Here is a 26781-nt window from a genome sequence, read left to right on the forward strand (position 1 = left end):
TCTCGTCCCTCATGGAAGGTGTGGTCGCATGACCAGTACGGTTCCCGCGCTCGGCACCCGAACGGCCGAAGGCTCCGCCCTGCAGGGCGTCCTGCTCGACATGGACGGCACGCTCGTGGACACCGAGGGCTTCTGGTGGGACGCCGAGGTCGAGGTCTTCGCGTCCCTCGGCCACGCCCTCGACGAGTCATGGCGCGACGTGGTCGTCGGCGGGCCCATGACGCGCAGCGCGGGCTTCCTCATCGAGTCCACCGGCGCCGACATCACCCTGCCCGAGCTCACCGTGCTGCTCAACGACGGCTTCGAGAACCGCATCAGCCGCTCCCTGCCGCTGATGCCGGGCGCCGCCCGGCTGCTCGCCGAACTCGCCCAGCAGCGCGTGCCGATGGCCCTCGTCTCCGCCTCCCACCGGCGCATCATCGACCGCGTGCTCGACTCGATCGGCGCCCACCACTTCGAACTGACCGTCGCGGGCGACGAGGTGACCCGCACCAAGCCGCACCCCGACCCCTATCTGCTCGCGGCCGCGGGCATCGGCGCGGACCCCGCGCGATGCGCCGTGATCGAGGACACCGCCACCGGTGTGGCCGCCGCGGAGGCCGCGGGCTGCCGCGTGGTGGCCGTTCCGTCGGTCGCGCCCATCGCACCGGCTGCGGGCCGCACCGTCGTGCCCTCGCTGGAACAGGTCAACCTGCCTTTCCTGCAAGGGCTGATGACGTTCTGAGGGCCCGCCAGTTCCGTCCACGGCACGGTTGAAGGTGTGACGTTTCCCACTCGGATCGGGGTCGACAGTGGGGCCCTTGTGTGCCGGGACCCCTTCTGGGGCATGCGGGGGCGTGACGTTGTGTCCCGATTGGTGGGAGCCTGCACGAAACCTTCCACTGTCGGGTTATCGGTGCGTCCACGCCCGGTTTCGCAGCGTGATTGGCCGCATCCCTCCCACCCTCTCCGGCGCTCGCCTGGTGCGGACTAATCTCATCGCGAGAACATCGCCCCACCCCCCGTGCCCCACCAACCCACACCCCGCGTTGCGGGATTCACGGGATCCAAGAGCTCTGGAGAACGTCGAGCATGAACCGCAAGACTTTGGTGCTGCCGGCCGTGATAGGTCTGCTCGCTCCCGCGCTCGCCGCGTGTGGCGGTTCCGGCAGCGGAGATGGCGACGACGCGATCGCGGTCGGCACCACGGACGCGTTCGCCATCTCGAAGGAGGTCCCGGCACCCTTCGACCCGGCCTACGCCTACGACGCCGGTTCCTGGAACATCCTGCGCCAGACCGTGCAGACGCTGATGGCGCTGCCGCGCGGCGACGGTGAACCGCAGCCCGAGGCCGCCGAGCAGTGCGGCTTCACCGACACGGGCAACGAGCGCTACGCCTGCACCCTGCGCAAGGGACTGAAGTTCTCCGACGGCAAGGCGCTGACGGCCGCCGATGTGAAGTTCTCCATCGAGCGGGTCCGCGACATGAAGATCAAGGACCCCAGCGGTTCGGACGGTCTGGTGTCCAACGTCGAGGAGATCGAGACCGAGGGCGACCGCGAGGTGGTCTTCCACCTCAAGACGCCGGACGCCACGTTCCCCTACAAGCTGGCCACGCCGACCGCAGGCATCGTCAGCAAGGACCACTACAGCAAGAGCAAGCTGCGCGACGGCTTCGAGGTCTCGGGCTCCGGCCCCTACACCGCGAAGCAGGAGGTCAAGGACGACCGCCTGGTCAAGACGGTCTTCACCAAGAACCCCGAGTACAAGGGGCAGTTCAAGCCCCAGAGCGACAAGGTCGAGCTCCGCAACTTCGCGGACACCGACGCGATGGGCAAGGCGCTCAAGGACGGCGACATCGACCTGATGACGCGCACCATGTCGCCCGAGCAGGTCAAGCAGCTCGACGCGTCCCCGGACAAGAACATCGACCTGGTCGAGATGCAGGGTCTGGAGATCCGCTACCTGGCCTTCAACACCGACGCCCCCGCGGTCAAGACCAAGGCCGTCCGGCAGGCCATGGCGCAGATCGTCGACCGCGGCGCGCTCGCCTCGCAGGTATACGGCTCGACCGCCGACCCGCTGTTCTCGCTGGTGCCGACCACCATCACCGGCCACGCCAACTCGTTCTTCAACAAGTACGGCAACCCGAGCCCGGCCAAGGCCCGCCAGGTCCTGGAGAAGGCCAACATCTCCACGCCGGTGAAGCTGACGCTGCACTACACGACCGACCACTACGGTCCCGGCACCAAGAAGGAGTTCGAGATCCTGCAGAAGCAGCTCAACGACTCCGGCCTGTTCGAGGTGTCGGTCAAGGGCGTGCCGTGGAGCACCTTCCGCGCGGCCGAGCGCGACGGCAAGTACGCGGTGTACGGCATGGGCTGGTTCCCCGACTTCCCCGACGCCGACAACTTCCTCGCGCCCTTCCTCGACAAGGACAACTTCCTCGGCTCGCCGTACGTCAACGGGACCATCAACGACCAGTTGATCCCCACCTCGCGCCGCGAGGCCGACCGGCTCGCCGCGTCCAAGAGCATCCGCAAGATCCAGGACATCGTCGCCGAGGACGTCCCGGTGCTTCCGCTCTGGCAGGGCAAGCAGTACATCGCCGCGCGCGACGACATCACGGGTGTCGAGTGGGCCCTCAACTCGGCGTCGAACCTCCAGCTGTGGGAGCTGGGCCGCGGCGTCAGCGGCTGACGATCCCCTGAGGGGGCGGCCGACCATCCGCCCCCTCCGCTCCACCGAACGACCACAACACCAAAGGCACGTAAGTGAAATGTCGTAACCAGTGGCTGGCCCTCCCGCTCACCGGAGGACTGGCCGCCGCCCTGCTGACCGGCTGCGGCACGGAGACGGGCGGTGCGGGGGACACGGGCGACGCGGTCGTGATGGGGATGTCCGACGACGTCCTGGCCACCGACCCGGCCGCGGGCTACGACCCCGGGTCGTGGCTCCTGTTCAACAACGTCTTCCAGTCCCTGCTGAGCTTCCCCAAGGGCGCCACGGAGCCGGCGCCCGAGGCGGCCAAGTCGTGCGGGTTCACGGACACGGACGCGAAGGTCTTCAAGTGCGAGCTGCGTGACGGGCTGAAGTTCAGCAACGGCAACGCGCTCACCTCGAAGGACGTCAAGTTCTCCTTCGACCGCATGCGCACCATCAAGGACGACGCCGGACCGGCGATCATGTTCCCGATGCTCGACCGCGTGCAGGCCCCGGACGCCAAGACCGTCGTCTTCAAGCTGAAGTACCCCGACGCGACCTTCCCCAGCAAGATCGCCTCGGGCGCCGGTTCGATCGTGGACCACCGCGAGTACGCCATCGACAAGCTGCGTACGGACGGCAAGGCCGTCGGCTCCGGTCCCTACGAGCTCGACTCGTTCGGCGAGGACCGGGCGACCTTCTCGGTCAACTCCGACTACCGGGGCACCGCGAAGGTCAAGAACGAGGGCGTGGCGATCAAGTTCTTCCACGGTGACCAGAAGGGCCTGAAGCAGGCCCTCATGGACAACGAGGTCGACGTCGCCTACCGAGGCCTCGCCGCCGCCGACATCGCCGACATCGAGCGCGACACCTCCGAGGCCGGGCGCGACGTCGACATCGTCGAGGGCACCAGCGCCGAGGTGCAGCACCTGGTCTTCAACATGAAGGACCCGGTCGCGGGCAAGCTCGGCGTGCGCCAGGCCATCGCCTACCTGATCGACAGGGACGCGCTGGTCAAGGAGGTCTACCAGGACACCGCGACCCCGCTCTACTCGATCGTCCCCGCGGGCATCGGCGGCCACAACACCGCGTTCTTCGACACCTACGGCGCCCGTCCGCAGCGCGCCAAGGCGGCCGCCGCCCTGCGCGGCGACGGCATCGAGGGCAAGGTCAAGCTCACGCTCTGGTCGACCCCCTCGCGCTACGGCCCGGCCACCGACCACGAGCTGCGCGCCGTCGCCAAGCAGCTCAACGCCTCCGGCCTCTTCACGGCCGACGTGCGGTCGGTGGGCTTCGAGCAGTACGAGAAGGACATCGAGGCCGGCAAGTACGGCGTGTACGTGAAGGGCTGGGTGCCGGACTACCCGGACCCGGACAACTTCACCCAGCCGTTCTTCGGCAAGGGCAACGTCCTCGGCAACCACTTCGAGAACCGCGACATCACCGGGAAGATCATCCCCGGCACCGCGAAGCAGAGCGACCGCGGCAGGACCGACAAGCAGTACGCCGAGCTCCAGGACGTCGTCGCCGACCAGGTGCCGATCCTGCCGGTCTGGCAGGCCAAGCAGTACGCGGTCGTGCGCGACAGCGTCTACGGCGTCGAATCCTGCCTGGACGCCTCGACCGTGTTCCGCTTCTGGGAGATCAGCAAGGGCTGAGCCCGTAAGGGCCCGGGGCGACACCGGGCCGGGACCGCACGACGAAGGCGGCCACCCCCTCGGGGGTGGCCGCCTTCGTCGCGTATCAGAACCCGCTACTGCGCGCCGGGCCGCACCAGACCGCTCTCGTACGCGTAGACCGCCGCCTGCACGCGGTCGCGCAGGCCCAACTTGGTCAGCACGTGGCCGACATGGGTCTTCACGGTCGTCTCGCTCACGAAGAGGTCCGCCGCGATCTCCGCGTTCGACAGGCCGCGGGCCACCAGCTTCAGGACCTCGACCTCGCGGTCGGTCAGCGTGTGCAGGGTGTCCGGCACCGGCTCGTCCCCGGAGGGCAGGTGCGCGGAGTACTTGTCGAGCAGCCGGCGCGTGATGCTCGGCGCGAGCATCGCCTCGCCCGCGGCGACCACGCGGATCGCCTGCACCAGCTCGTTGGCCGGGGCGTCCTTGAGGAGGAAGCCGCTGGCACCGGCGCGCAGCGCCTCCACCACGTACTCGTCGAGGTCGAAGGTGGTCAGGACCAGGACCTTCGCCGGGCCGTCCCGGCCGGGCCCGGTGATCTGCCGGGTCGCCTCGACACCGTCCATCCGGGGCATGCGGATGTCCATCAGGACCACATCGGGCTGCAGGGCCCGCACCTGATCCAGAGCCTGCAGGCCGTCTCCGGCCTCGCCGACGACCGCGATGTCCTGCTCGGCCTCCAGAATCATCCGGAACCCGGTGCGCAACAGCGGCTGGTCGTCGACCAGTAGGACGCGGATGGCCACGTAAATCTCCTTCGCTAGGCCGGGCCCATTCTGCCCTGCTCGGCCTCGGCGGACTCGGGCACCCTCACCGGAAGGGGATACGGCGGGGGAGTCCCCCCGAATTCCGGACAGACCGCCTGATGGTCACACCAACCGCACAATTTCGTGGGCCGCGGCCGCCAGTTCCCCGTCTCCGTGGCGAGCTCGATCGCCTCCCAGAGCGCGAGCAGCTTGCGCTCGACCCGCTCCAGATCGGCCACCACCGGGTCGTACGTGATCACGTCGCCGCTGCCCAGGTAGACCAGCTGGAGACGGCGCGGCACGACACCCTTCAGGCGCCACACCACCAGTGCGTAGAACTTCATCTGGAAGAGGGCGCCCTCCGCGTACTCCGGACGCGGGGCCTTGCCCGTCTTGTAGTCGACGATGCGGACCTCACCCGAAGGGGCCACGTCCACCCGGTCGATGATGCCGCGCAGCTTCAGGCCCGACTCCAGCTCGGCCTGCACGAACAGCTCGCGCTCGGCGGGCTCCAGGCGGGTGGGGTCCTCCAGGGTGAACCAGCGCTCGACGAGCTTCTCCGCGTCGGCGAGCCAGCGCGCCATGCGCTCGCCCTCCGGATCGTCCGCGAACAGCTCGGTCAGCTCCGGCTTCGCCTCGCGCAGCCGGTCCCACTGACCGGGGATGAGCGACTTGGCGCGCGGCGCGGTGCGCTCACCGGCCGGCGCGTCGAAGAGCCGCTCAAGCACCGCGTGCACCAGGGTGCCCCGGGTCGCCGCCTCGCTCGGCTTCTCGGGCAGCTTGTCGATCACCCGGAACCGGTAGAGCAGCGGGCACTGCATGAAGTCACCCGCCCGCGAGGGAGACAAGGACGCCGGGCGCACGGCCGCCGCGGCACCGTCGGTGCTGGTTTCCATGAGGACAGACCCTACGACCCGCCACTGACAACAGCCGCATACCATCGACGGCAGACCCTCTCGCCCTGCATGATCGTGCGGGTAACCGCGCCGTACCGGGGCGAGGGACGCTTCGAACGAGGGGACATCGTGGACGAAAGCGGCGGGAGCGGCAGGCCGCAGTCCGACGGCGCCGAGGACCGGCGGCCGGGCGGAACGAACGGCTCCGCGGAGCCGGCGCACCCGGTCGACACGGCGCGGCCCCGGCACGACGAGGCGGTAGGACCCGCGCCGGTACCCAGAGACGAGACCCCGGAGACCGGCCACGCGACCAGGACGCCGAACGAGACCCAGGACACGCCTGAGACTCGGGAGCCCCGCGAGACCCATGAGGTCCAGGAGGTTCACGAGACCCCTGAGGTCCAGGAGGACCACGAGATCCGCGAGGTCCGCGAGGGCCACGAGACTCACGAGGTCCGGGAGGGTCACGAGACCCGTGAAGCCGGTGACGCCCGCGAGGTCCGGGAAGCCCCGGTGCGCGACCGCCTGACCAAGGCGCCGCCCGAGCCCGCCAAGGCCGCCCCCGACGACTCCGGCCCCGAGCGCGCCCACGCCACCCACGGCCCGGCCGCGGGCAAGGGGACACCGCCCACCAAGGCGCGGCGCGGCCCCGGCGGCGGACTGCTCATGGGCAGGCCCTTCGGCGTCCCCGTCTACGTCGCGCCCAGCTGGTTCCTCGTCGCCGCCCTGATCACCTGGGTCTTCGGCGGCCAGCTCGACCGCGTCCTGCCCGAGCTCGGCGGCGCCCGCTACCTCGTCTCCCTCTTCTTCGCCGTCGCCTTCTACGCCTCCGTACTCGTCCACGAACTGGCCCACACCGTCGCGGCCCTGCGCTTCAAGCTGCCCGTGCGCCGCATCCAGCTCCAGTTCTTCGGCGGCGTCTCGGAGATCGAGAAGGAGTCCGAGACCCCCGGCCGCGAGTTCGTCCTCGCCTTCGTGGGCCCGCTCCTGTCCCTGGTGCTCGCCGGCGTCTTCTACGCGGGCATGCGCGCCGTCGAACCGGGCACCGTCCCCGGCGTCCTCCTCGCCGGCCTGATGATCTCCAACCTCATCGTGGCCGCCTTCAACCTGCTGCCGGGCCTCCCCCTGGACGGCGGCCGCATGCTGCGCGCCGTCGTCTGGAAGATCACCGGCAAGCCGATGAGCGGCACCGTCGCCGCCGCCTGGGTCGGCCGCGCCCTCGCCGTCTCCGTACTGATCGGCCTGCCCCTGCTCAACCAGTCCGGTGCGCTCGGCGGCGAGCCCCAGGACATCGGCGGCATGGACACCGTCACCGACGCGCTGCTCGCCGCGATCCTCGCCGCGATCATCTGGACCGGCGCGGGGAACAGCCTGCGCATGGCCCGGCTGCGCGAACACCTGCCCGAGCTGCGGGCCCGCACCCTGACCCGCCGCGCCGTGCCGGTCGAGGGCGACACCCCGCTCTCCGAAGCGCTGCGCAGGGCCAACGACGCCGGGGCCCGCGCCCTCGTCGTGGTCGACCCCGACGGCGACCCGCTGTCCGTCGTCCGCGAGGCCGCCATCGTCTCCGTGCCCGAACACCGCCGCCCCTGGGTCACCGTCAGCGGCCTCGCCCAGGACATCACCGAGGGCATGCGGGTCTCCGCCGAGCTGGCGGGGGAGGAACTCCTGGACACCCTGCGGGCCACCCCCGCCACCGAGTACCTGGTCGTCGAGGACTCCGGCGAGATCTTCGGAGTGCTGTCCGCCGCGGACGTGGAGCGCGCCTTCGTCAAGGCGATGGCACGGCCCAGCTGACCGCCCGCCCCACGCGCCCGTGGTCCGCGGGCCGCGCCGCGGCCGGTAGGCTGGTCACATGTCCGAACCGACCGGTGCCGCCCGCCGTCGCGGGCCCTTCAAGGTCGGGGACCAGGTCCAGCTCACCGACCCCAAGGGACGCCACTACACGTTCACGCTCGAGGCCGGGAAGAATTTCCACACCCACAAGGGTTCCTTCCCCCACGACGAGCTGATCGGCGCTCCCGAGGGCAGTGTTGTCCGTACCACGGGAAACGTCGCCTACCTGGCGCTGCGACCCCTGCTCCCCGACTACGTCCTGTCCATGCCCCGCGGCGCCGCCGTGGTCTACCCCAAGGACGCGGGGCAGATCCTGGCCTTCGCCGACATCTTCCCCGGCGCGCGCGTCGTCGAGGCGGGCGTGGGCTCCGGCTCGCTCAGCAGCTTCCTGCTGCGCGCCATCGGCGACGAGGGCATGCTGCACTCGTACGAGCGCCGCGAGGACTTCGCCGAGATCGCCAAGGGCAACGTGGAGCGCTACTTCGGTGGCCCGCACCCGGCCTGGCAGCTGACCGTTGGCGACCTCCAGGACAACCTGACCGACGGTGACGTCGACCGCGTCATCCTCGACATGCTGGCCCCCTGGGAGTGCCTGGACGTCGTCAAGAAGGCGCTCGTCCCCGGCGGCATCCTGTGCTGCTACGTGGCCACGACCACCCAGCTCGCCCGCACCGTCGAGTCCATCCGCGAGATCGGCTGCTTCAACGAGCCCACCTCGTGGGAGTCGATGATCCGCAACTGGCACGTGGAGGGCCTCGCCGTCCGCCCCGACCACCGGATGATCGGCCACACCGGCTTCCTGCTGACCGCCCGCAGGCTCGCGGACGGCGTCGAGCCGCCCATGCGCCGCCGCCGCCCCGCCAAGGGCGCGTACGGCGAGGACTACGACGGCCCGAACGCCGACGGCGGCTCGCCGCGCTGACCGCGCGGGCCGACCCCCAAAAAGCAGGCGCCGCCGCCGAGTTCCCTGACCGACCAGGGAACTCGGCGGCGGCGCCGTTTCGTTGACAGGACACCAGCGGCGTATCAGAGGAATCGTCCGACCCACCGGACCCCGGTGTTCCACCTCACTGTGAGGTATGGCACGATGCTGGCCACCTCCCCCACCGGCACAGCCCTCACAGGAGACACTTCCTCGTGCAGCACCCCGCCGTCCCGGAACTGGCACACACCTCCGCGCGCCCCATCCACTGGCTGGCCACCGCGGCCGCCCTGGCCGCCGTCATCGCCGGCTCGGCGGTCCTCCAGCCTGACCCGGCGAACGCCGCACCGACCGGTCCGAAGCCGCACAGCAGAGCCGCCGCGGCCCCCGCACCCGCGCCCGACGCGGGCGCCGTGGACTTCCCCCTGGAGTGCGGCACCGTCGAACCCGTCGTCAAGAAGAAGGCATCGGGGGACCTCGACGGGGACGGCAGGCCGGAAACCGTCGCGGTCGTGCACTGCCAAGCAGGCTCGGGCACCCCGCCCGACGGGGTCTACGTGATCACCAGGGCCGGGGCGGGCAAGCCCCGCGTGGTCGCCACGCTCGTCGACCCGAAGGACCGGCTCAACGTCATGGACTTCGCCGTCCGCGGCGGCGCGGTCACCGCCACCCTGCTCGGCTACTCCTCGCCGGACGTCCCCCGCTGCTGCCCCGACCGCGAGGACAAGGCCAAGTGGCGATGGAACGACGGCACGTTCGAGCGAACAGATCCCGCCGAGGCGCGCAGCGTCTGACGCCCCGGCGGGCGGCGGGTCACTCCGCGTCGGGCCCGTAGACCTCGACGCTGTCCGAAACGCGGCGCACGTGAATGCAGTCCCCGGGACACTCCTTCGCCGAGTCCACGACGTCCCGCAGGAGCGGCAGCGGCACGGGCGTTGTGGCCCCCGGGGCCTGCAACAGCTCGTCGTCGCCGCTCTTTACATAGGCCAGCCCGTCGATGTCCAGCTCGAAGACCTCGGGCGCGTACTGCGCACAGATGCCGTCTCCGGTGCAGAGGTCCTGGTCGATCCAGACCTCCAGCAGATCGTGGCCCTCACTGCCGGTCTCGGCGTCGTGCCGCACGGTCATCTCTCCTGCCGTTTGCTGCGCCGGGCGGGCCCACGCATGCGCAAGTCGGGCCAGCCCTGACGGGTGTTGAACACTTCGACGATACAACCGCCCGCTTTCCGATGTTGTTGGGTGGGTATTCCCCTGACGTGAGGGAGAGCGCAAGGGTGAAGATCGGACACACCCCCATCGTCTTTGTGATCTAGGGGTTTCAATCGACACCCACCCAGGTAGGGTCTGGAAGCGTCCAGCTCCCCTTGGAGGAGGTGAGGACCGTGGCAGCCCACGACGACGACATCAACCGCGGCATCCGGCCCGGGCGAGGGTCTGAGGACCCCGCCGGACAGGTTGCCTATCTCGAGCAGGAAATCGCCGTCCTGCGACGCAAGCTCGCCGACTCTCCGCGTCATACGAGGATTCTCGAAGAGCGGATCGTCGAGCTGCAGACCAACCTGGCCGGCGTGTCCGCGCAGAACGAGCGGCTCGCCAACACGCTCCGTGAGGCCCGCGACCAGATCGTGGCCCTCAAGGAGGAAGTCGACCGGCTCGCACAGCCACCGGCCGGCTTCGGTGTCTTCCTCGAGGCGAACGAGGACGGCACGGCGGACATCTTCACCGGGGGCCGCAAGCTCCGGGTGAACGTCAGCCCCAGCGTGGAGCTCGAAGAGCTCAGGCGCGGCCAGGAAGTAATGCTCAACGAAGCGCTCAACGTGGTCGAGGCCATGGAGTACGAGAGCGTCGGCGACATCGTCACCCTCAAGGAGATCCTCGAGGACGGCGATCGAGCCCTGGTGGTCGGACACACCGACGAAGAACGGGTGGTGCGGCTCGCCGAACCCCTCCTCGACGTCACCATCCGCCCCGGCGACGCCCTCCTGCTCGAACCGCGCTCCGGCTATGTCTACGAGGTCGTTCCCAAGAGCGAGGTCGAGGAGCTCGTCCTCGAAGAGGTCCCCGACATCAGCTACGAGAAGATCGGCGGCCTCGGCGGTCAGATCGAGATGATCAGGGACGCGGTGGAGCTTCCTTACCTCTACCCCGACCTCTTCAAGGAGCACGAACTGCGGCCGCCCAAGGGCGTGCTGCTGTACGGGCCCCCCGGCTGCGGCAAGACGCTCATCGCGAAGGCCGTCGCCAACTCCCTTGCCAAGAAGGTCGCCGAGGTGACCGGGCAACCCGCGGGGAAGAGCTACTTCCTCAACATCAAGGGCCCCGAGCTCCTCAACAAGTACGTCGGTGAGACCGAGCGCCACATCCGCCTGGTCTTCCAGCGTGCCCGGGAGAAGGCGAGCGAGGGCACCCCCGTCATCGTCTTCTTCGACGAGATGGAATCCCTCTTCCGCACCCGCGGATCCGGTGTCAGCTCGGACGTGGAGAACACCATCGTCCCGCAGCTGCTCGCCGAGATCGACGGCGTGGAAGGCCTGGAGAACGTCATCGTCATCGGCGCCTCCAACCGCGAGGACATGATCGACCCCGCGATCCTGCGGCCCGGACGACTCGACGTGAAGATCAAGATCGAGCGCCCGGACGCCGAGGCGGCGAAGGACATCTTCGCCAAGTACCTCACCGAGCGGCTCCCGCTGCACGCGGACGATCTCGCCGAGCACAGCGCCGACCGGCGCGCCACGGTGCACGGCATGATCCAGTCCGTCGTCGAGCAGATGTACGCGGAGTCCGAGGAGAACCGCTTCCTCGAGGTCACGTACGCCAACGGCGACAAGGAAGTCCTGTACTTCAAGGACTTCAACTCCGGCGCCATGATCGAGAACATCGTGGGCCGCGCCAAGAAGATGGCCATCAAGGCCTTCCTCGAGGCGAACCAGAAGGGCCTCAGGGTCGCTCACCTCCTCCAGGCTTGCATCGACGAGTTCAAGGAGAACGAGGACCTGCCCAACACCACCAACCCCGACGACTGGGCCAGGATCTCCGGAAAGAAGGGCGAGCGGATCGTGTACATCCGCACCCTTGTCACCGGAAAGCAGGGCGCGGACACCGGACGCTCCATCGACACGGTGGCCAACACCGGTCAGTACCTGTAGAACCCAGGGCGGCTGCGGGTGTCCTTCACGGGTACCCGCAGCCGTCTGTTTTTCAATGACAGCAATGATCTCCCCACCAGCGCAAAGGCGTTCTAGGCTCTTCGGTACCGCCGAGTCGCGCAGTGCGGGGACGGGCACCGCACACGCACCGGAGAACCAGCGGTACTTGAGCGCCGTTCCCGAAGGGGAGCGCCGCCGGGCAAGGAGGGCCGCATGACCGTACGGCGAGTAATGGGCATCGAGACGGAGTACGGCATCTCCGTCCCCGGCCACCCCAACGCCAATGCCATGCTCACCTCGTCCCAGATCGTCAACGCCTATGCCGCGGCGATGCACCGGGCGCGACGCGCCCGCTGGGACTTCGAGGAGGAGAACCCGCTCCGGGACGCGCGGGGTTTCGACCTCGCCCGCGAGGCCGCCGACGCCAGCCAGCTGACCGACGAGGACATCGGCCTCGCCAACGTCATCCTGACCAATGGCGCACGCCTGTACGTCGACCACGCACACCCCGAGTACAGCTCGCCGGAGATCACCAACCCCTGGGACGCCGTCCTGTGGGACAAGGCCGGCGAACGCATCATGGCCGAGGCGGCCGAGCGCGCGGCACAGCTCCCCGGCGCCCAGCCGATCCACCTCTACAAGAACAACACCGACAACAAGGGCGCCTCCTACGGCACGCACGAGAACTACCTGATGAAGCGGGAGACCCCCTTCTCGGACATCGTGCGGCACCTGACGCCGTTCTTCGTCTCCCGGCAGGTCGTCACCGGCGCGGGCCGCGTGGGCATCGGCCAGGACGGCCACGAACACGGCTTCCAGCTGAGCCAGCGCGCGGACTACTTCGAGGTCGAGGTCGGGCTCGAGACGACACTCAAGCGGCCCATCATCAACACCCGCGACGAACCGCACTCGGACGCCGAGAAGTACCGCAGGCTGCACGTGATCATCGGGGACGCCAACCTCTCCGAGATCTCGACGTACCTCAAGCTGGGCACCACCTCGCTCGTCCTCGCGATGATCGAGGACGGCTTCATCGCGGTGGATCTCGCGGTCGACCAGCCGGTGCGCACCCTGCACCAGGTCTCGCACGACCCCACGCTCAAGCACCTGGTCACGCTCCGCAGCGGCCGCTCACTGACCGCGGTCCAGCTCCAGATGGAGTACTTCGAGCTGGCCCGCAAGTACGTCGAGGAGCGCTACGGGGCCGACGCGGACGAGCAGACCAAGGACGTGCTCGCCCGCTGGGAGGACGTCCTCGGGCGCCTGGAGAGCGATCCGATGAGCCTCTCCGGAGAGCTGGACTGGGTCGCCAAGCGGGAGCTCATGGAGGGCTACCGCCGCCGTGACGGCCTCGACTGGGACGCCGCGCGGCTCCACCTGGTCGACCTCCAGTACGCCGACGTACGGGCCGAGAAGGGCCTGTACAACCGCCTGGTGGCCCGGGGCAAGATGAAGCGGCTCCTGGACGAGGTGGACGTCGAGCGGGCCAGGAGCAAGCCGCCGGAGGACACGCGCGCGTACTTCCGCGGGCGCTGCCTGGAGCAGTACGCGGACGACGTGGCCGCGGCCTCCTGGGACTCGGTCATCTTCGACCTGCCGGGCCGTGACTCGCTGCAACGGGTACCCACGCTGGAGCCCCTGCGCGGCACGAGGAACCACGTCAAGGAACTCCTGGACCGCTGCCGTACGGCGGAGGACCTGGTACGGGTGCTGTCCGGGGGCTGAAAGGTCCGGAGCGTGGGAATCATCCAGGTGGTCCCCGGACGTTGTGGAAGTAAGGGGCCAATGTCAGACCGCGCTTGTAGGGTCTGATCAAGAACGTCTAACCGAGCGGGGTGAGGTAGATGGCGACCAAGGACACCGGCGGCGGGCAGCAGAAGGCGACGCGCTCCACCGAGGAGACCGAGGAGCAGACGCAGGACGCACAGGGCTCCGAGGACCTCAAGGAGCGCCAGGAGAAGCTGAGCGACGACGTGGACTCCGTCCTGGACGAGATCGACGATGTCCTCGAGGAGAATGCCGAGGACTTCGTGCGGAGTTTCGTGCAAAAAGGTGGGCAATAGGCGATATGTCCGATTCAGAGGTCGGGAAGTACTGCGCAGGCTGTGAGCGGACGCTGGCGACGGCTTGCTTTGCTGCCGACCGGAATCGGCGTGACGGCCTTCAGCCGCGCTGCCGGGAGTGCGTGGCGGCGTACAGCGCCGCGCACTACCGCCGCCGTAGGGCGGCGATGGGCGAGACCGTGCGTGAGGCGGTCGAGGTGCCGGAGGGGCACAAGCTCTGCCGCGTCTGTGGCGAGATCAAGCCCCACGGCGAGTGGCACCGCAACGCGACCGCCTCCGACGGCCTCTCGACGCGCTGCAAGGCGTGTCGGGCTGTCCAAGGCCGTGCGGGCCACCTCAAGCGTCAGTACGGCATGACCGAAGCCCAGCGCGACGAGCTGATCGCCTCTCAGAAGGGGCTCTGCGTGATCTGTCTCAGTGCCCCCGCAGTCCATGTGGATCATTGCCACGAGACGGGTAAGGTCCGTGGCGTACTGTGCTTCAACTGCAATTCAGGGATCGGCAAGTTGGGGGACGACCCTGACAAGACCCGCCGAGCCACCGCTTACCTGGAAGGAAACTCGTGGAAGCCAATCCTCGTAGCACCGGGCGTCTACCAGCTGCCTTCCTGACGCCTGGTTCGTCGTCCTTCATGGACTTCCTGTCCGAGCATCAGCCTGAGATTCTGCCCGGCAACCGCCAACTGCCGCCCACCCAGGGCGTCATCGAGGCGCCGCACGGCACGACCATCGTGGCCGTCACCTTCCCCGGCGGAGTCGTCCTCGCCGGTGACCGGCGGGCGACCATGGGCAACGTCATCGCGCAGCGCGACATCGAGAAGGTGTTCCCTGCCGACGAGTACTCGGCGGTGGGCATCGCGGGCACGGCGGGTCTCGCCGTGGAGATGGTCAAGCTCTTCCAGTTGGAGCTGGAGCACTTCGAGAAGGTGGAGGGTGCCACGCTCTCCCTGGAGGGCAAGGCGAATCGCCTCTCGACGATGATCCGGAGCAATCTCGGCATGGCCATGCAGGGCCTCGCCGTGGTGCCGCTCTTCGCGGGGTACGACGTGGACCGCGAGAAGGGGCGCATCTTCTCGTACGACGTCACGGGCGGGCGTTCGGAGGAGCACGGCTTCGCGGCGACCGGTTCGGGTTCGGTCTTCGCGCGCGGTGCGATGAAGAAGCTCTACCACGACGCTCTGACGGAGGAGCAGGCGACGACCCTGGTCATCCAGGCGTTGTACGACGCGGCCGACGACGACTCGGCGACCGGTGGTCCCGACATGGCCCGCCGGATCTTCCCCATCGTCACCGTGATCTCCGACGAGGGTTTCCGGCGGCTGACGGAGGAGGAGTCCTCGGCGATCGCGCGCTCGATCCTGGAGAAGCGGATGGAACAGCCCGACGGCCCGCGTGCCGCGCTGCTCTGATCGCTCCGAATTCGCCACTGACTGAAGTTTTTTGACAGAAAGGGACGGATCCGGTGTCGACGCCGTTCTATGTCTCACCCCAGCAGGCCATGGCCGACCGGGCGGAATACGCCCGCAAGGGCATCGCCCGCGGCCGAAGCCTTGTCGTGATGCAGTATGCCGACGGCATCGTGTTCGTCGGCGAGAACCCGTCCCGTGCGCTGCACAAGTTCAGCGAGATCTATGACCGGATCGGCTTCGCGGCCGCCGGCAAGTACAACGAGTACGAGAATCTGCGGATCGGCGGCGTGCGCTATGCCGACCTCCGTGGATATACCTACGACCGTGACGATGTGACGGCCCGTGGGCTCGCCAACGTCTATGCCCAGACGCTCGGCACGATCTTCTCCAGCAACGCGGAGAAGCCGTACGAGGTCGAGCTGGTGGTCGCCGAGGTCGGCGCCACGCCGGACGGCGATCAGATCTACCGCCTGCCGCACGACGGTTCGATCGTGGACGAGCACGGCTCGGTCGCGGTCGGTGGCAACGCCGAGCAGATCAGCACCTACCTCGACCAGCGTCACCAGGACGGGATGACGCTCGCCGAGGCGCTCAAGCTCGCGGTGCAGTCGCTGTCCCGCGACACCAACGGAAGCGAGCGGGAGATCCCCGCGGAGCGCCTTGAGGTGGCCGTTCTGGACCGGACGCGTCCGCAGCAGCGGAAGTTCAAGCGGATCGTGGGCCGTCAGCTCTCCCGCCTCCTGGAGGAGGGCGGCTCGACGGACGCTCCCACGGATACCGAGCCCGAGGCGGACGCCGAGGACGAGTAGGGCGCGGTCTTTCGTAAGCCCCGTCGCCCCGTGTGCCGGCCTTCGGGCCGGGGCGCGGGGCGTACGCGTGTGTGCGGGGCCCCGGCGGATTGCGGACGTGCTCAGCGGGGTGCGGGGCCGGTCGAGCCGCGGACCACCAGGTGGACGGGGAGCGGGGCCGGTTCGGGGGCGCGCCCTTCGAGCACGTCGAGCAGGGAGCGCATGGCGCGCTCCCCGAACAGTTCGGCGGGCAGATGGACGGTGGTCAGCTCGGGTTCGACCGCGGTCGCCAGGGTCAGATCGTCGAAGCCGGTGACGGAGAGGTCTTCGGGGACGCGCAGGCCGAGTCGGCGCGCGGCCTTGCAGAGGCCGGCGGCGAGGATGTCGTCGTCGCAGATGACCGCGGTGGGGCGGGGGCCCGGGGCGGACAGGGCGGCTTCGGCGGCGGTGCGGGCGGCCTCGATGGTCAGGGGTGCGGCGGCCTTGCGTACGGCGGTGTCCGTGCCGTGCAGGGTCTTGGCGAGGGCGTCGGCGCGCACGTCGAAGGTCCAGGAGTCGACGTCGGCGGCGAAGTGCAGGATGTCGCGGTGGCCGAGGGCCAGCAGATGTTCGGTGGCCAGGCGCATGCCGTCGGCGATGTCGAGGTTGACGGTGGCGGCGCCGAGGCTGTCGGCGGGGTCGCTGTCGAGCATGACCAGGGGCAGGCCGTCGCCGCGGATGCCGTCGAGGACGTCGGAGGCCATGGACGAGGCGAGGATGCCGTCCAGGGAGGCGCGGGCCGATGCGAAGGGGTCGCGGGCCGGGCCGATGCCGTCGGGGGAGGGGTAGAGCAGTACGCCGAAGCCGTGTTCGGCGGCGACGCGGGCGGTGCCGGTGTAGAGCCGGGCGAAGAACTCGTTGGTCAGCGCGGGCACGACGAGCAGGGCCGTCCTCGTCCTGCCGAGGCGGAGGTTGCGGGCGGCGAGGTTGGGGCGGTAGCCGAGGGTGCGGGCGGCGGCTCTGACGCGGTCGGCGGTGGGTTCGGCGACCCGGCCGCGCCATTTGTCGCCGAGCACCAGCGAGACGGTGGCCTGGGACACTCCCGCGGCGCGTGCGACGTCGCGGCTCGTGGGGCGCGGTGCCCCGGTTTCCTGCTGTGGCCCGGCCACGGACACCTCCCAGGTCGTGCCCGCGAGGCGGAATCGGGTGGACCCACGGACTGCGCTCATGGTACGTATGACGCTCGAAGTTATACGTAAAACCTCGGCCGTGGCGGCGCGGGGGAGGGGCAGGAGAGCATGGCGGCGGGATACGCGGAGATCCTCAGGACCAGACACGCGACACGGCTGCTCGCCGGCACACTGGTGGGCAGGCTGCCCAACGCCACGGCCGCGATCGCGATCGTCCTCTTCATCCGGGCCGAGGGCGGCACCTACAGCCTGGCCGGCGCGCTCGCCGCGGTGTACGGCGTGGCCAACGCCATCGGGCAGCCGCTGCTCGGGCGCCTCGTCGACCTGCACGGCCAGCCGCGGGTGCAGCTGCCCGCCGCGCTCGTCTCGGCCCTCGGCATGGCGGCCTTCGCCTTCACCGGGCCCGACCGGCTGGCCCTCGCCTATGTCTCGGTGGCCGTCGCCGGTCTCTTCACGCCACCGCTGGAGGGCGGCCTGCGGGCGCTGTGGCCGAGCGTGCTGGGCAAGGAGGAGCAGGTCCACACGGCGTACGCGATGGACGCCATCGCCCAGGAAGTCATGTTCACCGTCGGACCGTTGCTGGTGACCGGCTGTGTGGCGCTCTGGTCGGAGCAGGCCGCACTGCTCGTCGTCAACGCCATCGGTGTGCTCGGCGCCCTCTCCGTAGTGGTGTCGGCGCCCTCGCGCGCGTGGCGTTCGGCGCCCCGCGAGGCGCACTGGCTCGGCGCGCTCCGCTCGCCCGGACTGCTCGCGATCCTCGGCGCGTTCCTCTTCGTCGGGATGGCCCTCGGCTCCATCACCGTGGCCGGCGTGTCGTACGCGGACGCGCACGGCGGCGACGGGGTGTACGGCTGGCTGATGGCGGCCCTCGGTCTCGGCGCCCTGATCGGCGGCTCGGTGTACGGGGCGCGCCAGTGGGCGGGGGTCCCGGAGAGGCGGCTGAACGCCCTCGTCGCGCTGCTGGCCCTCTGCTACTGGCCGTTGACGCTGACGCCGGGCCCGGTCGCCATGACGGCGCTCGCCGCGCTGGCGGGGGTGTTCCTGGCGCCCGCGCTCGCGTGCTCCTTCATCATCGTCGACCGGCACGCGCCCCGGGGCACCGTCACCGAGGCGTTCTCCTGGCTCGTGACCACGTTCACGGTCGGCGCCTCGCTGGGAACGGCCGCCGCGGGGCCGGTCGTCGAGTGGGGCGGGACGGTGTGGGGATTCGCCGTGCCGGGGCTCGCGGGCGCGGCCGCTCTGCTCGTGCTGCTGGCCACGGCGCGGGCGCTCGTCGTGCCCGTGGAATCGGCGGTCGTTGCGGGTTCATCGGAAAATGATCGAAACGGCGCCGTCGAACCCGGTTTCAGCGCCGGGCATCAGGCGTAATGTTCAGTCATGGACCGCCGCATTTTCGGGCTGGAGAACGAGTACGGCGTCACGTGCACGTTCAGGGGACAGCGCCGCCTGTCGCCTGACGAGGTGGCGCGCTACCTCTTCCGCCGTGTTGTGTCATGGGGCCGCAGCAGCAACGTCTTTCTGCGGAACGGCGCCCGCCTCTATCTTGACGTGGGATCACATCCGGAATACGCAACACCCGAATGTGACAACGTGACCGAGCTGGTCACCCACGACAAAGCAGGCGAGCGCATTCTGGAAGGCCTGCTCGTCGACGCCGAACGCCGCCTGCACGAGGAGGGAATCGCGGGCGACGTCTATCTCTTCAAGAACAACACCGACTCGGCGGGAAACTCCTACGGTTGCCACGAGAACTATCTGGTGGCCCGTCACGGAGAGTTCTCCCGGCTCGCGGACATCCTCATTCCGTTCCTCGTCACGCGGCAGCTGCTCTGCGGCGCGGGCAAGGTGCTGCAGACTCCGCGCGGCGCCGTGTACTGCGTGAGCCAGCGAGCCGAGCACATCTGGGAGGGCGTGTCGTCCGCGACGACCCGCTCCCGGCCGATCATCAACACCCGCGACGAACCGCACGCCGACGCCGAGCGCTACCGCAGGCTGCACGTCATCGTCGGCGACTCGAACATGTCCGAGACGACCATGCTCCTGAAGGTCGGCGCCACCGACCTCGTGCTGCGCATGATCGAGGCGGGCACCGTCATGCGTGACCTCACCCTGGAGAACCCGATCAGGGCGATCCGCGAGGTCAGCCACGACATCACGGGCCGCCGCAAGGTGCGCCTGGCCAGCGGCCGCGAGGCCTCGGCACTCGAAGTGCAGCGCGAGTACTACGAGAAGGCCGTGGACTTCGTCGACCGCAGGGGCATCCGCACCGGCACCGTCGAACAGGTCCTCGAACTCTGGGGCCGCACGCTCGACGCGATCGAGGCCGAGGACCTCGACCGGATCGGCACCGAGATCGACTGGGTCATGAAGTACAAGCTCATCGAGCGGTACCGGGCGAAGAACAACATGACCATGTCGCACCCGAGGGTCGCGCAGATAGACCTCGCCTACCACGACATCCACCGTCGCCGAGGGCTGTACTACCTCCTGGAGAGGAAGGGCCAAGCCGCCCGCATCTGCAACGACTTGAAGATCTTCGAGGGCAAGTCGGTGCCGCCGCAGACGACACGCGCGAGGCTGCGCGGCGACTTCATCCGGCGCGCCCAGGAACAGCGCCGTGACTTCACGGTCGACTGGGTGCACCTCAAGCTCAACGACCAGGCGCAGCGCACCGTGTTGTGCAAGGACCCCTTCCGGTCGGTCGACGACCGGGTGGAGAAGCTCATCGCCGGCATGTGAGCCGGTGGGGCCCCTGTGAGGGCAGTTGCGTGCTGGGAACGCAACACGGGCGCCGTACGTTCCTCGTACGGCGCCCTTCTCACGCCGTAGAGTTGCGCGCACGCCAACCCACAAGATCGACCGATACGAGGCCCCCACCGTGCGCCGACGCTCACTTCTTCTTGCCGTCCCGGCCGGCCTGCTCACGCTGGCAGGCTGTGGCGACGACAAGGCCGACAAGGCCAAGTCCAAGACCAGCGACAGCCCGACCAACTCCCCGTCGGCCGCGCCGACGGCGAAGATCGTCGACGGGCCGGTGCCCGAGATCACGAAGGGCGACAAGTTCGGCGAGAAGCCGACCGTCGCCAAGGGTTCCGGCAAGCCGTCGTCCGACCTCGCCGTGAAGACCCTGATCGAGGGCAAGGGCAAGGAGGTCGCCAAGGGCGACTACTTGCAGGCCCACTACCTCGGTCAGATCTGGGCCACGGCCAAGGTCTTCGACAACTCCTACGACCGCGGCAACCCGACGGTCTTCCCGATCGGCACCGGCCAGGTCATCCCCGGCTGGGACCAGGCCCTGGTCGGCAAGAAGCTGGACAGCCGCGTGGAGCTCGCCATCCCGCCGAAGATGGGTTACGGCGAGCAGGGCAACCAGCAGGCGGGCATCAAGGGCTCGGACACCCTGGTGTTCGTCGTCGACCTCGTCGGCACCTTCAACGGCAAGAGCTCGGCGAAGGGCAAGGAGGTCGCGCAGTCGAACAAGGACCTGCCCAAGGTCGGCACCAACACCGACGGCAAGGCCCCTTCGATCGACATCCCGAAGACCGACGCCCCGACGAAGCTCGTCTCCTCTTACATCCTCGAGGGCGACGGTGACGTGATCAAGGAGACCGACAGTCTCCTGTGCCAGTACGAGGGCGTGCTCTGGGCGGACGGCAAGGAGTTCGACTCCTCGTACAAGAGGGGCCAGCTCGCGCAGTTCCAGCTGGCGCAGGTCGTCAAGGGCTGGGCGCAGGGCCTGACCGGCAAGAAGATCGGCAGCCGCGTCCTGATCGTCATCCCCCCGAAGCTGGGCTACGGCGACAAGCCCCCGCAGGGCAGCCCCATCAAGAAGGACTCCACGCTGGTCTTCACCGTGGACATCCTCGCGAAGTCCTGACCCGCCGGGGATGTAAGACTGTCCGCGCTGACCTTTCGTATCAAGCAGGAGCATTTTCGTGAGCATTGACAAGCCCGAGGTCGACTTCCCCGTCGGCGAGCCGCCGGCCGAGCTGCAGGTCAAGGACATCTGGGAGGGTGACGGGGCGGTCGCGAAGGCGGGCGACTTCGTCAAGGTCCACTACGTGGGCGTGGCCTTCAGCACCGGCGAGGAGTTCGACGCGAGCTGGAATCGCGGCAACCCGCTGGAGTTCCAGCTGGGCGCCGGCCAGGTCATCTCCGGCTGGGACCAGGGCGTGCAGGGCATGAAGGTCGGTGGCCGGCGCGAGCTGACCATCCCGGCCCACCTCGCGTACGGCGACCGCGGCGCCGGTGGCGGCCGCATCGCCCCGGGCGAGACGCTGATCTTCGTCTGCGACCTGGTCTCCGTCTGAGGACGTCTGTGACCTGATCTGTCCGTCAAGGGTCCATGCCTGTCTGGCATGGACCCTTGGCTTTTGCCACGACACCCCGGGGCGGTACGGTCATCGGTTGGAAGCACTGTCTGTTGTAAGGCCGAGAAAGGGCGTCGATGGCCATTGCCAAGGCCGAGCGGCTGATGAATCTGGCGCTGTGTCTGCTCGGGACCCGGCGACCGCTCAGCAAGCGCGAGCTGCGCGATTCCATCGAGGCGTACGTCGAGGCCTTCGGGCCGGGCTCGGAGGACTCCTTCAACCGGATGTTCGAGCGGGACAAGGACGACCTCCGCGAGCTCGGCCTGGTCATCGAGACAGTGGAGAACCTCGACGGTGAGGTCGGTTATCTGGCCCGCAGGGACAGCAACCGGCTGCCGCCCATCACCATCGACGCCGAGGAGGCCGCCGCCCTCGGCCTGGCCGCCAAGGTCTGGCAGCAGGCCAGGCTCGCCGGAGCGGCCAGCGGCGCCCTGCAGAAGCTGCGTGCCGCGGGACTGCCCGAGGACGTCGACCCCTACGAGGCGCACGGCGCCCTGGAGCCGCGCATCCCCGCGCACGACGCGTCCTTCGAGCCGCTGATGCTGGCCTGCCGCGACCGCCGCCCGGTCGTCTTCGACTACCGCAAGGCCACCGCGGCCCGCCCCGAGCAGCGCCACGTCGAGCCCTGGGCCCTCGAATGCTGGCGCGGCCACTGGTACCTCGCGGGCTGGGACAGGGACCGGGGTGCCGAGCGCGTCTTCCGGCTCTCCCGGATCACCGGCAAGGTCCGCGCCCGTGCCGGGAAGTACACCGCCGACGTCCCCGACGTCGTCACGGTCCGCGAGACCGTCGCGAGCTGGGCGGGGGAGACTGCCGACCGCACCGCCCTGATCCGGCTGCGCAAGGGCGCGGGCTACCCGCTGCGCGCCAAGGCGGTCGCGGTGCGGGAACGCGGCGAGGGGTGGGACGAGTTGGAGATTCCGTACGGCCATGGGCTCGATGCCTGGCTGGTGGAGTTCGGGCCCGACGTGGTGGTCCTTGAGCCCGCCGAGCTGCGGGCCGACGTCATGGACCGGCTGCGCGCCGTGGCCAAGGGCTGAGGGGGGAACGGAAAGACCATGGCCTCGAACGCCATCGACCAGACCCGGCGGATGCTGTCGCTCGTGACCTATCTGCGCGAGCGCCCCGGCGCCCACGTGGGGGACGTCGCCCGCGCCTTCGGCATCACCCCGGACGAACTGATCTCCGACCTCGACGTACTGCCGCTGTGCGGCACCAGCTTCCGCGGCGGCGACCTGCTCGACATCGACACCGACGGCGACCGCATCTGGTGGCACAACCCGGACGACGTCGCGGCGCCGCTGCGGCTCGCCGCCGACGAGGCGACCGCGCTGCTCGTGGCCGCCCGCGCGGTGGCGACGCTGCCCGGACTGCGCGAGAGCGACCGGCTCGCGCTGCTGCGCGCCACCGCCAAGCTGGAGACAGCGGCCGGTGAGGCGGCCGGTGCCAGCTCCCGGCTCTCGGTGACCTTCGAGTCCGAGGGCGGTGTCTTCGCCGACGTCGACCGGGCGATCTCCGAGCGGCGCAGGCTCTGGATCCGCTACTACTCACCCGCCCGCGACGAGCTGACCGAGCGCGAGATCGACCCGATCCGGCTGGTGAGCGTCGGCCACACGTACGTGGAGGCGTGGTGCCGCCGCTCCGAGGCGCGCCGCACCTTCCGGCTCGACCGGGTCGCCGAGATCAAGATCCTCGACGAGCCCTCGGCGCCGCCCGAGGTGGAGCTGCGCGATCTCTCCGAGGGCCTGGTGCAGCCCGCCGCCGAAGACCCCGAGGTGGTCGTCGAGGTCGGCCCCGGCGGGCGCTGGGTCGCCGAGTACTACCCGCACGACAGCGCCGACGAGCTGCCCGACGGCGGTCTGCGGATCACGCTGCGCACCCCCGATCCCACCTCGCTGCGCAGGCTCGCGCTGCGGCTCGGCGGCGACGGACGGATCGTGTCGCCCGCGCAGCTCGCCGACAGCGCGCGACAGGCGGCGCGCGAGGCCCTTGAGGCGTACGAGCAGGACTTCACCCGGCACGACGAGCACAGCGAGCGCGACGAGCGCGACGGGCAGGAGCAAGGGCGTTGAGCACACCGACCATGTCCGGACTGCCGGGAGTGCCGGCGCAGCCGAAGCCCTCCCCGGTCCTCTTCACCGCCGCGTGCCCCGACTGCCGCGCCCGCTTCGAGCTCTCCGCGGGGGCGCTGCGCCTGGCGATCGGCGGCAGCCGCCGCACCACCTTCTACTCCTTCACCTGCCCCGAGTGCGGGGCCGCGGTCCGCAAGCCCGCGGGCGAGCGGATCGTCGAGCTCCTCACCGGCGGCGGGGTGCGGACACTGCGTCTGCACTCGACCGTCTAGGCTCGGCGCATGTTCTGGGCGATGCTCGCGATCGGGGCGGGCTTCTTGGGTCTCGCCGTCCTCGGCGTACTGGCGGTCAAGGTGTTCGTGGAGGCACAGCGCCTCGGACGTCAGGTGAGTGAGACCACACAGAAGATCAACAGAGCCGCCGAGGACCTGGAGCGGGCGGCGGCCGGTGTGGCCCGTGCGGGCGGAGAGGCCCTTTAGCCTCCGCGACCTGTCAACTCCCCAGGGAGGGCGGGTACGCTGCGAAGGCGGCCCGGGATCGAGGCGGGGGCCGTACTCGGAGTATGCGCGGGGATTGCCGAGCGTTTACCCCGGGGGGTTACGATCGCTGCCAGTGCGGAGGTCGGATGAATGTCCGGTCTGCGCGCAAACCAGACTCCTGTCGCCTCGGTGAAGAAGGTATACAGCTATGGGTAGGCTCGGCCCCACCGAGATCATTCTCATCCTCGTCGTCATCGTCCTGCTGTTCGGAGCCAAGAAGCTGCCCGACATGGCGCGCTCCCTCGGCAAGTCGGCCCGCATCCTCAAGAGCGAGGCCAAGGCCATGAAGTCCGAAGGCAAGAAGGACGAGGCCGCGCCGGCCGACCCGCCGAGCGACCCCGCCGTCCAGCAGCGCACCATCCAGGCGGCCCCCGGTGACGTGAGCAGCTCGCGCCCGGTCACCGAGCCGACCGACCGTACGACGCAGCGCTGATCCAAGGTCGGTGACGACCGGCCTGCCGCACGAGATGAGGACGTGGGTTGCTCAAGTCTGCCCGCAAGAAGGAGAAGGACCCCGAGGGGCGGATGCCCCTCGCGGAGCACCTGCGCGAGCTCCGCAACCGGCTCGCCAAGGGCATGCTGGCGATCGCGATCGTGTCGATCGCCGCCGCGTACTACAGCGAAGAACTGATGAAGTTCCTCGCTTCCCCGGTGCCGCGCTGTCCTGACGGCGGCCTGGAGAGCAAGGGCGGCGAGTGCGCCGTCGTCGCCTACACCGACCTGCTCTCGCCGTTCACCACCACGGTGAAGGTCAGCGTCATGGCGGGCATCATCATCGCCAGCCCGATCTGGCTGTACCAGCTGTGGGCGTTCATCGCGCCCGGACTGCACAAGAGCGAGCGCAAGTACACGTACGCCTTCGTGTCCGCCGCCGTCCCGCTGTTCGCGGGTGGCGCGCTGCTCGCCTACACGATCCTGCCCATCAGCGTGCGCGTGCTGCTCGGGATCACGCCCGACGGCTCGGCGAACATCCTGCCGATGGACAAGATCCTCGACTTCACGGTCCGGATGATCCTGATCTTCGGCGCGGCCTTCGAGCTGCCACTGATCCTGATCATGATGAACCTGACGGGCATGGTGACCGGTCGGCGGATGGCGGGCTGGTGGCGCGGTGTCGTCATGGGCGTGTTCATCTTCGGCGCGGTCGCGACGCCGACCACCGACCCGTTCGGCATGATGGCCCTCGCGGGACCGATCGTCGTCCTGTACTTCATCGCCGTCGCCTTCTCGCTCGTGAACGACAAACGACGGGCGCGCAAGAACCCCGACGCCGAGCTCGACGACGACGAGGCGTCCGATCTGGACCTGACGCCCGAGCCGATCGACCAGGTCGAATCGGTGCGGCCGCCCAGGGCGCTGCCCGAGCAGGCGGGCTCCGGACGGTCCGATCAGCGCGTGAACGGCTTCGACGACGTGACGTAAACGGTTCCTGCGAAGCGACCCGACCTTGTAGTGTCCGCCCGTGACCAGCGAGATCACCCTCTTCGTCAATCCCACCGCGGGCCGCGGCCGGGGCGCTCACGCAGCGCAGCCGGCCGCTTCCGCGTTGCGGGCCCGCGGCTTCTCCGTACGCACGGTCATCGGGGAGGACGCCCCCGACGCGCTGCGCAGGGCCCGAGAGGCCGTCGACGGCGGTACCGGGGCGCTGATAGCCGTCGGCGGGGACGGCATGGCGAGCCTCGCCCTGCAAGCCGTCGCAGGGACGCGCACCCCGCTCGGCGTGATCGCCGTGGGCACCGGGAACGACTTCGCCAGGGCGCTCGGCCTGCCGGTGCGCGAGCCCGCCGCCGCGGGGGAGGTGGTGGCCGAGGCGCTCAAGGGGGCACGCACCCGCGACGTCGACCTGGGGCGGGTCGGCGGGACCTGGTTCGGGACCGTGCTCGCCTCCGGCTTCGACTCGCGGGTCAACGACCGCGGCAACCGGATGCGGTGGCCCACCGGGCGCTTCAAGTACGACCTCGCGATGATCGCCGAACTCGCCGCGTTCACGACCGTCCCGTACCGCATCACCCTGGACGACGGGGAGGTCCACGAGGTCGAGGCCACGCTGGTCGCGGTCGGCAACGGGTCGTCGTACGGCGGCGGCATGCGGATCTGCGCCGGGGCCGACATGAGCGACGGGCTCTTCGACATCACGGTGGTGGGGGACTGCAGCCGCACGACGCTCCTGAAGGTCTTCCCGCGCGTCTACAAGGGCACCCACCTCGACCATCCCAAGGTCACCGTGTACCGGGCCGCGAAGGTCGAGCTCGCCGCGCCCGACATCACCGGATACGCGGACGGGGAGCCGCTCGGCGCGCTGCCGCTGACCGCCGAGTGCGTACCGGGGGCGGTGCGGATCCTGGCGCCCTGAGGCGGCGGACAACCACTGTGCACGGAGAGCCCGCCGTGCCGGCGGGGGCACGGTGGGCCGTGGCCGGATGATGCCGTCCGGCGCGTCCCGCGCGCCGCGCTCCACCCCG

The 26781-nt window shown here is 69.5% G+C and carries 27 protein-coding genes; 23 read left to right on the forward strand and 4 right to left on the reverse strand.

The features are described from left to right. Positions 1–28 precede the first annotated feature (28 nt). The 3 genes from ACIO9J_RS31440 (at position 29) to ACIO9J_RS31450 (ending at position 4340) form a co-directional block, all read left to right on the forward strand. Positions 29–724, forward strand: a complete 696-nt coding sequence (locus tag ACIO9J_RS31440) for an HAD family hydrolase (protein ID WP_402007105.1) — start codon at positions 29–31, stop codon at positions 722–724. A gap of 347 nt (positions 725–1071) precedes the next feature. After that, positions 1072–2679: an ABC transporter substrate-binding protein gene (locus ACIO9J_RS31445; protein WP_402007107.1), complete on the forward strand. Its 1608-nt coding sequence runs from the start codon at positions 1072–1074 to the stop codon at positions 2677–2679. A 74-nt stretch (positions 2680–2753) separates the two neighbouring features. Then, positions 2754–4340 carry an ABC transporter substrate-binding protein gene (locus ACIO9J_RS31450; RefSeq protein WP_402007109.1) on the forward strand — a complete coding sequence of 529 codons (1587 nt, stop codon included), beginning with the start codon at positions 2754–2756 and terminating at the stop codon, positions 4338–4340. 95 nt (positions 4341–4435) lie between these two features. On the opposite strand, the gene ACIO9J_RS31455 is transcribed toward ACIO9J_RS31450, so the two are convergent. After that, positions 4436–5107, reverse strand: coding sequence for a response regulator transcription factor (locus ACIO9J_RS31455; protein ID WP_030782872.1), 672 nt, complete (start codon positions 5105–5107; stop codon positions 4436–4438). Between the two features lie 14 nt (positions 5108–5121). After that, entirely contained in the window at positions 5122–6003 is an 882-nt protein-coding gene (locus ACIO9J_RS31460) for a RecB family exonuclease (RefSeq protein WP_402007111.1), read from the reverse strand. Positions 6004–6132: 129 nt separating this feature from the next. Here ACIO9J_RS31460 and ACIO9J_RS31465 point away from each other — a divergent pair, with 129 nt between their 5' ends. The 3 genes from ACIO9J_RS31465 (at position 6133) to ACIO9J_RS31475 (ending at position 9555) form a co-directional block, all read left to right on the forward strand. After that, a complete protein-coding gene (locus ACIO9J_RS31465) occupies positions 6133–7800 on the forward strand; it encodes a site-2 protease family protein (RefSeq protein WP_402007113.1) in 1668 nt (555 codons plus the stop codon). A 58-nt stretch (positions 7801–7858) separates the two neighbouring features. Further along, positions 7859–8761 (forward strand): tRNA (adenine-N1)-methyltransferase, encoded by a 903-nt coding sequence (locus ACIO9J_RS31470; RefSeq protein ID WP_402007115.1) that lies wholly within the window; start codon positions 7859–7861, stop codon positions 8759–8761. Between the two features lie 215 nt (positions 8762–8976). Then, a complete protein-coding gene (locus ACIO9J_RS31475) occupies positions 8977–9555 on the forward strand; it encodes a hypothetical protein (protein ID WP_402007117.1) in 579 nt (192 codons plus the stop codon). A gap of 19 nt (positions 9556–9574) precedes the next feature. Here ACIO9J_RS31475 and ACIO9J_RS31480 read toward each other — a convergent pair whose 3' ends face one another. Beyond that, positions 9575–9889: a ferredoxin gene (locus tag ACIO9J_RS31480; RefSeq protein WP_055555581.1), complete on the reverse strand. Its 315-nt coding sequence runs from the start codon at positions 9887–9889 to the stop codon at positions 9575–9577. 254 nt (positions 9890–10143) lie between these two features. Here ACIO9J_RS31480 and arc point away from each other — a divergent pair, with 254 nt between their 5' ends. The 6 genes from arc (at position 10144) to prcA (ending at position 16190) form a co-directional block, all read left to right on the forward strand. After that, on the forward strand, positions 10144–11910 hold the full coding sequence (arc, locus tag ACIO9J_RS31485) for a proteasome ATPase (protein WP_402007120.1): 1767 nt from the start codon (positions 10144–10146) through the stop codon (positions 11908–11910). 213 nt (positions 11911–12123) lie between these two features. Further along, positions 12124–13635, forward strand: coding sequence for a depupylase/deamidase Dop (gene dop, locus ACIO9J_RS31490; protein ID WP_402007122.1), 1512 nt, complete (start codon positions 12124–12126; stop codon positions 13633–13635). Positions 13636–13754: 119 nt separating this feature from the next. After that, entirely contained in the window at positions 13755–13973 is a 219-nt protein-coding gene (locus tag ACIO9J_RS31495) for a ubiquitin-like protein Pup (protein WP_098241441.1), read from the forward strand. 5 nt (positions 13974–13978) lie between these two features. Next, on the forward strand, positions 13979–14584 hold the full coding sequence (locus ACIO9J_RS31500) for an endonuclease VII domain-containing protein (protein ID WP_402007125.1): 606 nt from the start codon (positions 13979–13981) through the stop codon (positions 14582–14584). Further along, positions 14536–15381, forward strand: coding sequence for a proteasome subunit beta (gene prcB, locus ACIO9J_RS31505; protein WP_402007127.1), 846 nt, complete (start codon positions 14536–14538; stop codon positions 15379–15381). The genes ACIO9J_RS31500 and prcB overlap by 49 nt, the downstream gene beginning before the upstream one ends. A 53-nt stretch (positions 15382–15434) precedes the next feature. Beyond that, positions 15435–16190 (forward strand): proteasome subunit alpha, encoded by a 756-nt coding sequence (prcA, locus tag ACIO9J_RS31510; protein WP_402007129.1) that lies wholly within the window; start codon positions 15435–15437, stop codon positions 16188–16190. Positions 16191–16291: 101 nt separating this feature from the next. On the opposite strand, the gene ACIO9J_RS31515 is transcribed toward prcA, so the two are convergent. Continuing rightward, positions 16292–17377 carry a LacI family DNA-binding transcriptional regulator gene (locus ACIO9J_RS31515; RefSeq protein ID WP_402007131.1) on the reverse strand — a complete coding sequence of 362 codons (1086 nt, stop codon included), beginning with the start codon at positions 17375–17377 and terminating at the stop codon, positions 16292–16294. Positions 17378–17446: 69 nt separating this feature from the next. On the opposite strand from ACIO9J_RS31515, the gene ACIO9J_RS31520 reads away from it, so the two are divergent. From ACIO9J_RS31520 to ACIO9J_RS31570, 11 genes are all read left to right on the forward strand, one after another. After that, positions 17447–18706 carry an MFS transporter gene (locus tag ACIO9J_RS31520; protein ID WP_402007133.1) on the forward strand — a complete coding sequence of 420 codons (1260 nt, stop codon included), beginning with the start codon at positions 17447–17449 and terminating at the stop codon, positions 18704–18706. 9 nt (positions 18707–18715) lie between these two features. Further along, entirely contained in the window at positions 18716–20077 is a 1362-nt protein-coding gene (gene pafA / locus ACIO9J_RS31525; RefSeq protein ID WP_055550703.1) for a Pup--protein ligase, read from the forward strand. 139 nt (positions 20078–20216) lie between these two features. After that, positions 20217–21215, forward strand: coding sequence for an FKBP-type peptidyl-prolyl cis-trans isomerase (locus tag ACIO9J_RS31530; protein WP_402007136.1), 999 nt, complete (start codon positions 20217–20219; stop codon positions 21213–21215). 58 nt (positions 21216–21273) lie between these two features. Next, positions 21274–21648 (forward strand): FKBP-type peptidyl-prolyl cis-trans isomerase, encoded by a 375-nt coding sequence (locus ACIO9J_RS31535; protein ID WP_402007138.1) that lies wholly within the window; start codon positions 21274–21276, stop codon positions 21646–21648. Between the two features lie 137 nt (positions 21649–21785). Further along, complete coding sequence (locus tag ACIO9J_RS31540) at positions 21786–22748, forward strand: helix-turn-helix transcriptional regulator (RefSeq protein ID WP_402007140.1); 963 nt, start codon at positions 21786–21788, stop codon at positions 22746–22748. Between the two features lie 18 nt (positions 22749–22766). Next, on the forward strand, positions 22767–23780 hold the full coding sequence (locus ACIO9J_RS31545) for a helix-turn-helix transcriptional regulator (protein ID WP_402007142.1): 1014 nt from the start codon (positions 22767–22769) through the stop codon (positions 23778–23780). Between the two features lie 11 nt (positions 23781–23791). Further along, positions 23792–24052 carry a hypothetical protein gene (locus tag ACIO9J_RS31550; RefSeq protein WP_402007688.1) on the forward strand — a complete coding sequence of 87 codons (261 nt, stop codon included), beginning with the start codon at positions 23792–23794 and terminating at the stop codon, positions 24050–24052. 9 nt (positions 24053–24061) lie between these two features. Further along, positions 24062–24259, forward strand: a complete 198-nt coding sequence (locus tag ACIO9J_RS31555) for a hypothetical protein (RefSeq protein ID WP_402007144.1) — start codon at positions 24062–24064, stop codon at positions 24257–24259. A gap of 208 nt (positions 24260–24467) precedes the next feature. Next, positions 24468–24752 (forward strand): Sec-independent protein translocase subunit TatA, encoded by a 285-nt coding sequence (gene tatA, locus ACIO9J_RS31560; RefSeq protein ID WP_402007146.1) that lies wholly within the window; start codon positions 24468–24470, stop codon positions 24750–24752. A 92-nt stretch (positions 24753–24844) separates the two neighbouring features. After that, entirely contained in the window at positions 24845–25741 is an 897-nt protein-coding gene (gene tatC, locus ACIO9J_RS31565) for a twin-arginine translocase subunit TatC (RefSeq protein WP_402007690.1), read from the forward strand. 40 nt (positions 25742–25781) lie between these two features. Further along, complete coding sequence (locus ACIO9J_RS31570; protein WP_402007148.1) at positions 25782–26672, forward strand: diacylglycerol kinase; 891 nt, start codon at positions 25782–25784, stop codon at positions 26670–26672. Positions 26673–26781: the final 109 nt, after the last annotated feature.

Origin of the sequence: Streptomyces sp. NPDC087300 (genome assembly GCF_044744425.1) — a bacterium.
GTDB lineage: Bacteria > Actinomycetota > Actinomycetes > Streptomycetales > Streptomycetaceae > Streptomyces.

Bases quoted from the DNA above. Each gene is read 5' to 3' on its own strand.
- tatC (WP_402007690.1), top strand. From the start codon at position 24,845: ATGCCCCTCGCGGAGCACCTGCGCGAGCTCCGCAACCGGCTCGCCAAG.
- ACIO9J_RS31540 (WP_402007140.1), top strand. From the start codon at position 21,786: ATGGCCATTGCCAAGGCCGAGCGGCTGATGAATCTGGCGCTGTGTCTG.
- ACIO9J_RS31440 (WP_402007105.1), top strand. From the start codon at position 29: ATGACCAGTACGGTTCCCGCGCTCGGCACCCGAACGGCCGAAGGCTCC.
- ACIO9J_RS31545 (WP_402007142.1), top strand. From the start codon at position 22,767: ATGGCCTCGAACGCCATCGACCAGACCCGGCGGATGCTGTCGCTCGTG.
- ACIO9J_RS31520 (WP_402007133.1), top strand. From the start codon at position 17,447: ATGGCGGCGGGATACGCGGAGATCCTCAGGACCAGACACGCGACACGG.
- ACIO9J_RS31480 (WP_055555581.1), bottom strand. From the start codon at position 9,889: ATGACCGTGCGGCACGACGCCGAGACCGGCAGTGAGGGCCACGATCTG.
- pafA (WP_055550703.1), top strand. From the start codon at position 18,716: ATGGACCGCCGCATTTTCGGGCTGGAGAACGAGTACGGCGTCACGTGC.
- ACIO9J_RS31470 (WP_402007115.1), top strand. From the start codon at position 7,859: ATGTCCGAACCGACCGGTGCCGCCCGCCGTCGCGGGCCCTTCAAGGTC.
- dop (WP_402007122.1), top strand. From the start codon at position 12,124: ATGACCGTACGGCGAGTAATGGGCATCGAGACGGAGTACGGCATCTCC.
- ACIO9J_RS31515 (WP_402007131.1), bottom strand. From the start codon at position 17,377: ATGAGCGCAGTCCGTGGGTCCACCCGATTCCGCCTCGCGGGCACGACC.
- ACIO9J_RS31495 (WP_098241441.1), top strand. From the start codon at position 13,755: ATGGCGACCAAGGACACCGGCGGCGGGCAGCAGAAGGCGACGCGCTCC.
- tatA (WP_402007146.1), top strand. From the start codon at position 24,468: ATGGGTAGGCTCGGCCCCACCGAGATCATTCTCATCCTCGTCGTCATC.
- ACIO9J_RS31445 (WP_402007107.1), top strand. From the start codon at position 1,072: ATGAACCGCAAGACTTTGGTGCTGCCGGCCGTGATAGGTCTGCTCGCT.
- ACIO9J_RS31500 (WP_402007125.1), top strand. From the start codon at position 13,979: ATGTCCGATTCAGAGGTCGGGAAGTACTGCGCAGGCTGTGAGCGGACG.
- ACIO9J_RS31460 (WP_402007111.1), bottom strand. From the start codon at position 6,003: ATGGAAACCAGCACCGACGGTGCCGCGGCGGCCGTGCGCCCGGCGTCC.
- ACIO9J_RS31550 (WP_402007688.1), top strand. From the start codon at position 23,792: ATGTCCGGACTGCCGGGAGTGCCGGCGCAGCCGAAGCCCTCCCCGGTC.
- ACIO9J_RS31555 (WP_402007144.1), top strand. From the start codon at position 24,062: ATGTTCTGGGCGATGCTCGCGATCGGGGCGGGCTTCTTGGGTCTCGCC.